Raw genomic sequence first — 8914 nt, forward strand, 5'->3', positions numbered from 1 at the left:
ACTCTGGTGGGCGCGCCAGGCACTGAGCCGGCGTGTGGCTGTCAGGTTGCCTGGATATCGCGCCAGGGACATACCCGCTGAGGATGTTCAGTCATGGGGCACCGGTCTTTCCTACGGCACGGCGTCGACGAGGCCGGTACGCAGCCGGCGGGCCGGGCGTGGCGGAGTTCGGCAGCCCCTTCCCCGAGGTCGTCGACGCTCTCGCCCACGGACTTGTGCAGCGGGAGCTGCTGGACTGGGGCGGTGTGGCGCTTCGCATCACGGGTGTGAAATCCGTGGAGCAGCCGGAGTTCGCTGGGGGCGCGTGCGGTGGCGTACGGCGACGCCGGTGGTGATGAAGGGCTCGGGTCGCGACGAGGACGGTAGGCACACCACGCGGCAGGCGTGGGTGCTGCCTTCGGAGCCGGAGTGGCCTGCCTATATGCAGCCGGAGTGGCCTGCCTATATGCAGGGGAATTTACGGCGGAAGGCCGAGACGCTGGGGCTGGATCCGGGTGTGGAACTGGAGTCGGTGGGCTGGATCGGGCCGAAGCGGTCCTTCGCGGTGGGGGCGGGTTGAAGCTCGGTGCTGCGGTGGAGGTGGAGTTGTCCGGTCCGCCGAAGACCCTTCGGGCGTTGTGGAGTTGGGGGCTGGGGCAGGCGAATTCCGCCGGCTTTGGATGGGTGAGCGTATGACGGTCGAAGAGGAGGAACTTGCCTTCCTGCGGAGGGTGGTGCTGACTCCGCATCCGTTGCAGCGGGTCGGTGCGTACGCTCTCGCGGCCCTTGCCGGGGTACGCATTGCCGTACGAGTGCCAGCTCACCGGTGGCTCGTCGGTGGCCCGTAGGTCTCAAGCCCGTCCGCGCCGTCGGCCCGCCGTCCGGGAGGGATGCTGTTGGCTAATTCGGGGTCCTGCGTGAAGTCGACGTTCCGCTTCAAGACCTCGTGTGTGCAGAGCGTGAAGGGTGGGGCGTTTGATTCACCACGCCCCACGCGAGCGTGCAATCTGGCGCATGGCGGGGGTCATTCAAGGGGTTCCCGCTGCAGTGCGCCATGCATTGCGACTCACCACTAGAGAAGAAGGACGCTCATCATCATGAGCAACACCTCCCGCATTGAGACCCGCGAGCTTGCCGATGCCGACCTCGACAGCGTCGCGGGTGGCCTCTCCGTCGGTGGCTCCGTGGAGGGCCTGACCGCCACGTTCGCCCCGGGCCCCAATGGCGTGCCTGTCCTGACCGGCGGCTCCGTGAAGTCCCTCAGCCTCACTGTCTCGGACATCCCCCTGGGCCCGATCACCGGCTGAGATACAGCTTTTGGCATGGTGCTCAGCCACCGGGCCCCGGAACCACCCCGGGCCGTTGTGGGGTAATGCGGGGTCCTGTGACGTCGGCCTTCAAGACCTGGTTGTGGTCTTGAAGGCCGACGTTGTCGTATGGGGTGGCTGACGACGTCTGTGCGGCCGAAGGGGAGCCTGGTGATCCGGGACCGGGACGAGCTGGGACGGTTGCTCACCGACGAGGAGTTCGCGGACCTGTTCCCGCCGCGGGGCGGGCCGCACCGGGCCCACATCAGCCACTTCGGCCTGCTTCGCCCTGCCGAGCAACACTCCAGCGGCTCGTACACGAGACGCAGCAACGCGACATTTCCGACTTCACCATGGGCCCAGGGAAGAGCTCAGCGAGGCAGCGTGACCAGCCCCATCTCATAGGCGGTGATCACGAGCTGAACCCGATCCCGGGCGCCCAGTTTGGTGAACAGCCGTGACACGTGCGACTTGGCGGTGGCCACCGTGATGAAGAGATCCTCCGCGATCTCGGTGTTCGACCGGCCGCGTCCGACCAGGGTCAGCACTTCCCGTTCCCGCTCGGTGAGGTTCTCGACCGATCGTCGGGAGCGTTCCGGGGCAGCCGCGGGGCGCCTGACGAACTCCGCGATCAGACGGCGCGTCACACCCGGCGCGATCAGTGCGTCGCCGGCGGCGACCACGCGGATCGCCGCGAGGATGTCGTCCAGCGCCATGTCCTTGACCACAAAGCCGCTCGCGCCGGCCCGGAGCGCGCCGTAGACGTGGTCGTCCTCGTCGAAGGTGGTCAGGACGAGGACGCGCGTGGTCGCCGGACCGGCGGTGATCAGGCGAGTGGCCTCGATCCCGTTCATGCCGGGCATCCGGATGTCCATCACCACGATGTCGGGGCTGACGTCCTCGACCAGTTGGACTGCTTCGGCGCCGGTGGCGGCCTCACCGACGACCACCAGGTCGGGGTGGTCGGCCATGATCACGCGTAGACCGGACCGCACCAACGGCTGGTCGTCGGCGAGCACGACCCGGACGGTCATCGGGCCTCCACCACAACTCCGACGGGTTCGGGCAGTGGCAGCCGCGCCGCCACCCGGAAGCCGCCCTCGGGACGCGGCCCGGCGCTGAGGTGGCCGTGCAGCAGGCCGACCCGCTCCCGCATGCCTACGATGCCAAAGCCGTGGGCCGAGCCGTGCTCAGTGGCGCCACGCCCGTCGTCGACGACCTCCACGGACAGCTCCTCGTCCCCGTAGTCGATGGCCACCCGGCAACGCCCGGTGCCCGCGTGGCGGACCACGTTGGTCAGCGCCTCCTGCACGATACGGTAGGCAGACAGGTCGATGTCGGCCGGCAAAGAACGCTGCTCCCCACTGCGGCGCACGTCGACCCGTACCCCCGCGTCCGCAGTCGCCGCCGCCAGCCGTTCGATGTCCGCCAGACCCGGCGCGGGCGCGAGAGGTGCCTGCCACGAGGCCGCCGCGCCCAGGTCGGCCTGACGAAGCGCCACCAGCGTGCGCCGAAGGCCCGACAGGGTCTCCCTGCTGGTGGCCTCGATGGCTCGCAGTGCCTCGCGGGCCTCCGCAGGCTGCGTCTGGATGACCCGGCTGCCCACCGCGGCCTGGATGGCAATGATGCCGATACTGTGCGCGACCATGTCGTGCAGCTCCCGCGCGATCCGCAGTCGTTCGGCGGTCACGGCCTCGGCCACCTCCTGCGAACGCAGCGCCACCGCGTGCTCGCGGCGCTCGCGACTCAGCAGACCGATCATGCAGGATGCGGCCATCGCCAAGAGGGCGATCACGCCGTTGACGGTCAGGTTGTCCCCGTACGCGAAGCTGCCGATGACCAAGAGCTGGACGGCGAAAGATACGGCCACGGCGACGATCGAAGCTCGCCGCGTGCTGGTGGCGACAATGAAGCCCAGGACGAGGTCCACCGCCAGATACGACAGAAACTGGCCCTGATACGACACCGCCAGGTGCGCATGGACGGAGCTGGGAGTGCCCACCACCACGGCAGTGGCCCCGAAGAGCGTCATGGCCAGAGCCAGCAGCGGCATCCGTCGCAGCACCCCGACGAGCAGGCTCAGAGCCAGCAGTGACCCGACAGCGTGGACCGTGCCCGAAGCCCGCGTCGCGCCCCCCGCCAGCAGAGCCAGCATGAAGAGGTACAGGACACCTCCCACCCAGGCCATGACCTTCGTTCTCATCATCGGCGATGTGCCCTTTCGAGAGGGAGGTTGCGAGGCGAAACGCGCCCAGGCAACGGGGTGGTCGGTGTGGCGTCCATGCCGCGAGACTAATCAGCCGCTGCCCGCGCGGCATCGGCCCGGGGACGTACGCCCGTGGGCTAACCCGGCCACGCGATTGCCGCCCACGGCCCCATGACCGGACGGGGACCCTCCCGGCAGCGTTACCCCTGTGATCGAAGTCAACGAACTCACCAAGCGCTACGGCAGCAAGACCGCCGTCGACCATCTGTCCTTCACCGTGCGGCCGGGCCAGGTCACCGGATTCCTCGGCCCCAACGGAGCCGGCAAGACCACCACCCTGCGGATGATCCTCGGCCTGGACGCGCCCACCGGCGGCGCCGCCACCGTCAGCGGCGTCCCCTTCCGCAGCCACCCGCGCGGACTGCGGCACGTCGGCGCCCTCCTCGACGCCAACCAGGTCCACGGCGGACGCAGCGCCGCGGCCCACCTGTCCGCCCTGGCCCGCAGCAACGGCATCCCGCTGCGCCGGGTGGACGAGGTGCTGCAGGAGGTGGGGCTGGCCGAGGCGGCGAGCCGCCGGATCGGCGGGTTCTCGCTCGGCATGAAGCAGCGGCTCGGGATCGCCACCGCCCTGCTCGGCGACCCGCCCGTGCTGATGTTCGACGAGCCGGTCAACGGCATGGACCCGGAGGGCGTGCTCTGGGTGCGCCGCCTCTTCCGACGCCTGGCCGCCGAAGGTCGCACGGTCTTCCTCTCCAGCCATCTGATGTCGGAGATGGAGAGCACCGCCGATCAGCTCGTCGTCATCGGCCGGGGCCGGCTCATCGCCGCCGAGTCGGTACCGGACTTCGCGGCCCGGAGCACCCGCCTCAGCGTCGTGGTGGGCACACCGCGGGCCGCCGAGCTGGCAGCGGTGCTGACCGCAGCCGGCGCGTCGGTCGAGGTGGAGGGCTCGGCGGGCACCGAGAGGCTCGCCGTGACCGGGCTGCCCGCGGACCGGATCGGAGAGCTCGCCTTCGAGAACCGGATCACGCTGCACGAGCTGACCACCCGAACCGCCTCACTGGAGGAGGCCTTCATGGAACTCACCGCCGACAGCGTCGAATACCTGGCAGGACAGCCCCGATGACCACACTCGCCTCCGTTGCCCCGACCACCTCGGCGCCGCCCGTCGCCGAGCCGCCCGCCCGCTTCCGCGACCTGCTCGCCTCCGAGTGGATCAAGGTGCGGTCCCTGCGCTCCACGCCGTGGACGATCGCACTCACCACCCTGTTCGTCATCGGGTCCTCCGCCGTGGCGGCGCTGGCGGACTACAAGCACATCGCCGAAGCCGGCCCGGCCACGCGGCAGCCCCACGATTTCCTGCCCTTCGACGCCTATACGCCGGCCGGCTACATGACGCTGATGCTCGTCGCCTGCAGCATCGGCGCCATCACCGTCGTGAGCGAGTACAGCAGCGGCCTGATCCGCACCACCATGGTGGCCGTCCCAGCCCGCGGTGCGGTGGTGCTGGCCAAGGCGGTCGTGACCGCCGCGCTTTGGACCGCGGTCGGCACGGCCATCTCCCTCGGCTCCTTCCTGGTCTCCCAGGCCATCCTGAACGGGCAGCACGCCGGGGTCCCCCTCACCCACCCCGGGGTGCTCCGGGCGCTGGTGGCATCCGCGCTGCTGGCCCCGGTCTGCGCACTGGTCGGCCTGGGCCTCGGCGTCTGGATCCGGCACAGCGCCGCGACCATGGTCACCAGCGTCTTCACACTGCTGATGCTGCCCACGCTCTTCTCGCAGAGCGAGCGCTGGTCCGCCGACATCAACCACACGATGGTAGTCGCCGCCTGGAAGCGCCTGGTCCAGAACTGGGGGCCGTCGCCCGACGCCCACATGTTCACCGCCACGGTCCCCGGCTCATGGATCGTGTACGCGCTCTGGCCGCTGATCGCAGTCACACTCGCAGTGGCCGTCGTGAGGCACCGCGACGTGTGAACGTGCCTCCGGGGCACGCCTATCACGCCCTGGAGGCACAGGGGCGAGGCCTCGGAAGCTTGTCACAGTCTCGATGAGGGCCTCTCATGAATGACCAGTTGCGAGAGTTCTGCGAGAGGCCCGGAGCCGATCACGTTTCGGCAGGTCGCCGTTCGCAGAAACCTCTCAGAACTCCGGTGTTCTGCAAGACAGTTCTGCCCCCCTGCCCGGGGTGGACCTGACGCCCGATCAAACTGCTCTTGCGGTAGGAACGAAACGCCGGTCCGAAGTGTGAAGCCCCGGCGGGGAGTCCGTGCCGCACCCGCGGCGCGAAGACCACGGCGAAGTACCACACGCCCCACTTCATTCTCCGGGGTTCGGCCTGTTGCGTGAGCGCGGGCGCTAGGGGTTGGTGCAGCTCAGTGCCGGTGCGGCCCACCGTATCGAGCGCAAAAGGTGTGGTGCCATCGCCGGATCGAGGGATCTGTCTCGCGGGGCCCGACGGATGCCAGCGAGTCCTGCCCGCCGAAGCCGGAGGCTGGAGCGACGTGGCGAAGATCCCGTCCGGCACAAAGGCCGGCCCCGGCCGACTTCTGTTTCTACCGGACTTCCGTCAGGCACGCGATGCACCGCGCGTTCTCTCAGGGACCCTCAGAGTGCGAGCCCGGGAAGCGTATGGCCGCGCCGGTCAGCGGTGTGTGCCCGTGGCCGGTGGGTGCGCGACAGGTGTCGCGGACCGAGGCGGTGGCGGCCTGATGCTGTTCTGCGCAACCTTGCCGGCGCATCTGGCCGGCGGCTACCTCTTCCAGTCGGACTGGCGGCTCACCGACGAATTGTGGACGTCGAGGTGACGGAATGCTCGTGCTGGGCTCGCGGTTGGCCAGCCCAGGTCATCGGCCCAGGAAGGTAGCGATATCTGGGGGCGATACGTCGAACGGCGCTGTCTACCGCTTGACACGTGCGCGTACGGCGAGAGCAATGGGACCGAGCAGGACGGGTTCGGCGAGGCGGGAGGTCGTCTCGGTAGCCGCCGTGCTGTGGACGTTCCGCTACTTGGACGCCGACCTCACCGCGTTGCGGGCTCTGCAAGCCGAGGCACGCGAGCACGGGGGCCTGTTCGAGGACGTGGCCCGGCTTATGTCCCCGCTGCGCCACGCGAATCTCAACTGCCTGGGCCGCTACAGCTTTCGCACCTCCACACCCGTGGGTGGCGGGCCTGCTGCCCCACCGGCTGACCGGCACCACCGGGAAGAAGTTCGTCAGCAACAAGGGCATGAAGTTCTGGCAGGCCGTCCGGCTCGGCGCGGGCTGGGGCACCAGCACCTATCCGTGCCGTGGCTGCTGGACGGAACAGACCTGGCGGGTCTTCGAGGCCGTCAACTACACGTGGTCCGGCGACCTGGAACCGGTGGCCCAGCTCGGCCAGCTCGTCGGCCGACTCGTCGACGGCGGCGGCCAGGATCGCATCGCAAAGGATGACGCCGGACTCCGCGGCTGGTTCCGCGACGCGGTCCTGGAGTCCGTGCCCCACTCCGGCCTCGGTGAATGGAACGACGTCCTGCTGCGCGCCTGCGCCGGAGACGGCGCACAGGACCGCGACTGGGTCCAGGCCCAACAACAGCCGTCCCGCCGATGGATGCAGGAGCGCTACGAGGCCCGCATCTACGTATGGGCGTACCTGACCGGAGCCTCTCACCACAACGGCGGCATGCGCTCGGTCTGTGATGCCTTCCGGATGACCGACCCCAGCGACGCCCAGGCATGGGAGCGGCTGGTCACCACCCTCCGGCACACACTGCGCTGAGGGGCTCGATGACAGGGCGGGCCCCACCGGCCGACTGAGGGTTCGCTGTTTCTTCCCGCCGGGGTTGTGTCACCTCAACAAGTTCGCCTGTGGGATGCCCAGATGGGCCTCTGCCGCCGGCCCCCGCCGTGACACTCCACCGGCGCCGCCCCGTACCTCGGTCTCCGGGCCTGCGCCGCACTACGACGGCGGGGCGCGAGATCCGTGCGGCCCGATGACGTTCAGTATCTGGCTCTGTTCGCTTTCAACGACAGCGTTTGTCGACGAGTTTGAGCAGCCGCAAGTGATCAATGGAGGAATCAATGTTCATGGGTTCTGACGGCGGTCCGGGCCATGGTCTTGGCCTGAGGTCTTGGTTTGAGCAGCGGTGCCGCCTGGCGGGGTGATTGGCTACGCCGTATGGATCTGACGCGAGCGTTCCCCAGGTGCACGTATGTGCAGCCGAGCTGTTTCGGCCGGGATGCCGGCCGGTGTCCCCGTCCGACCGGGGGTGGGGCATGAGTGTCCGTCGTGCGCCGTCGGAGTCCGGCCGTGTCCCGACACCGGAGGCGGTGCCCCCTTTCGACCCTGAACTGAGCGTCGTGCTGGCGGCCATGGGCAAGGAGCCGAGGGAGGCGGTTACCCCGGAGAATCTTGGGGCTCGGCAAGAGCGGGATGCCGCGACCCGGCCCAGGCCGACGGCCGAGGACCTTCGCGCCGACGGCCGTTTCGAGGTGGCGGAGCTTTGTGTGCCGGGACCGCCGGACGGACCGGACGTGACGCTCGTGAGCGCGCGGCCCTCCGGGCTCGTCGGGCCGCTGCCGCTGCTGTACTACATGCACGGAGGCGCAATGATCACGGGCAACGCATGGTCCGTGCTTCCGCGGATTCTTCGTGAATGGGCCCTCCCGCTGGAACTGGCTGTCATCTCGGTCGAGTACAGGTTGGCACCGCGGGCTCAGTACCCGGGACCGCTGGAGGACTGCTACGCCGGACTCGTCTGGGCGGCCAGGCACGCGGCCGAACTGGACATCGACGCGGACCGCATCATCATCGGAGGGAAGAGTGCCGGCGGCGGGCTCGCCGCGGCCCTCGCCCTGCTGACCCGTGACCGCGGCGGTCCCGGGCCACTGGGGCAACTGCTGCTGTGCCCGATGCTCGACGACCGCGACAGCACCTTCTCCAGCCATCAGATGACGGGCCTCGGCATGTGGGACCTCACCTCCAACGCGACCGCGTGGAAGGCACTGCTGGGTGACCGCTACGGCGCTGCGGACCTGCCGCCCTACGCGGCCCCCGCCCGCGCCACGGATCTTTCCGGACTCCCCCCGGCCTATATCGAGGTCGGGTCGGCCGAGATGTTCCGGGACGAGGACGTGGCTTACGCGAACGCGATCTGGCAGGCCGGCGGCCAGGCCGAACTGCATGTATGGCCCGGTGCCTACCACGGCTTCGACAGCTTGGCACCGCGGGCAGCCCTCAGCCAGGACGCACGCAACGCCCGTACTCGCTGGCTCCGACGCCTCCTCGCACAGTCCGGTACGAGGAGCCGACCTGCCGTATGAGCGTGTTGGGGTAGCCGAGCTGTCACGCGGCCGCTCTCGGCCGAGCAGGCCGCGGCGCCGTCGGACCGCCCCCGCGCGGACCGCGCCGGCCGGCTCAGTGCGGCCGTCGGCGGCC

9 protein-coding genes are annotated in these 8914 nt (G+C 69.4%); 7 read left to right on the forward strand and 2 right to left on the reverse strand.

Annotation, left to right across the window (positions count from 1 at the left end; all coding sequences use genetic code 11):
* Positions 1-158: 158 nt before the first annotated feature.
* The 3 genes from DY245_RS45290 to DY245_RS18810 all read left to right on the forward strand — a co-directional run bounded on the left by DY245_RS45290 (position 159) and on the right by DY245_RS18810 (position 1286).
* The gene (locus tag DY245_RS45290; protein WP_220377916.1) at positions 159-335 is read left to right on the forward strand and encodes a hypothetical protein; all 177 of its coding nucleotides are present in this window, start codon (positions 159-161) and stop codon (positions 333-335) included.
* A gap of 238 nt (positions 336-573) precedes the next feature.
* Positions 574-675: a CRISPR-associated endoribonuclease Cas6 gene (locus tag DY245_RS48310; protein ID WP_425329410.1), complete on the forward strand. Its 102-nt coding sequence runs from the start codon at positions 574-576 to the stop codon at positions 673-675.
* Positions 676-1076: 401 nt separating this feature from the next.
* Positions 1077-1286, forward strand: coding sequence for a hypothetical protein (locus tag DY245_RS18810; protein ID WP_128508405.1), 210 nt, complete (start codon positions 1077-1079; stop codon positions 1284-1286).
* A 371-nt stretch (positions 1287-1657) separates the two neighbouring features.
* Here DY245_RS18810 and DY245_RS18820 read toward each other — a convergent pair whose 3' ends face one another.
* Both DY245_RS18820 and DY245_RS18825 read right to left on the reverse strand, forming a co-directional pair.
* A complete protein-coding gene (locus DY245_RS18820; protein ID WP_128508407.1) occupies positions 1658-2320 on the reverse strand; it encodes a response regulator in 663 nt (220 codons plus the stop codon).
* Entirely contained in the window at positions 2317-3441 is a 1125-nt protein-coding gene (locus tag DY245_RS18825) for a sensor histidine kinase (protein ID WP_244943120.1), read from the reverse strand. The genes DY245_RS18820 and DY245_RS18825 overlap by 4 nt, the downstream gene beginning before the upstream one ends.
* Before the next feature lie 259 nt (positions 3442-3700).
* On the opposite strand from DY245_RS18825, the gene DY245_RS18830 reads away from it, so the two are divergent.
* The 4 genes from DY245_RS18830 (at position 3701) to DY245_RS18850 (ending at position 8799) form a co-directional block, all read left to right on the forward strand.
* Complete coding sequence (locus tag DY245_RS18830; RefSeq protein WP_128508409.1) at positions 3701-4621, forward strand: ATP-binding cassette domain-containing protein; 921 nt, start codon at positions 3701-3703, stop codon at positions 4619-4621.
* Complete coding sequence (locus DY245_RS18835) at positions 4618-5472, forward strand: ABC transporter permease (protein WP_128508410.1); 855 nt, start codon at positions 4618-4620, stop codon at positions 5470-5472. The genes DY245_RS18830 and DY245_RS18835 overlap by 4 nt, the downstream gene beginning before the upstream one ends.
* A gap of 1186 nt (positions 5473-6658) precedes the next feature.
* Positions 6659-7255, forward strand: coding sequence for a hypothetical protein (locus tag DY245_RS18845; protein WP_128508411.1), 597 nt, complete (start codon positions 6659-6661; stop codon positions 7253-7255).
* 755 nt (positions 7256-8010) lie between these two features.
* Entirely contained in the window at positions 8011-8799 is a 789-nt protein-coding gene (locus DY245_RS18850; protein ID WP_425329408.1) for an alpha/beta hydrolase, read from the forward strand.
* Positions 8800-8914: the final 115 nt, after the last annotated feature.

Origin of the sequence: Streptomyces inhibens (assembly GCF_003389455.1) — a bacterium.
Classification (GTDB): Bacteria; Actinomycetota; Actinomycetes; order Streptomycetales; family Streptomycetaceae; genus Streptomyces; species Streptomyces inhibens.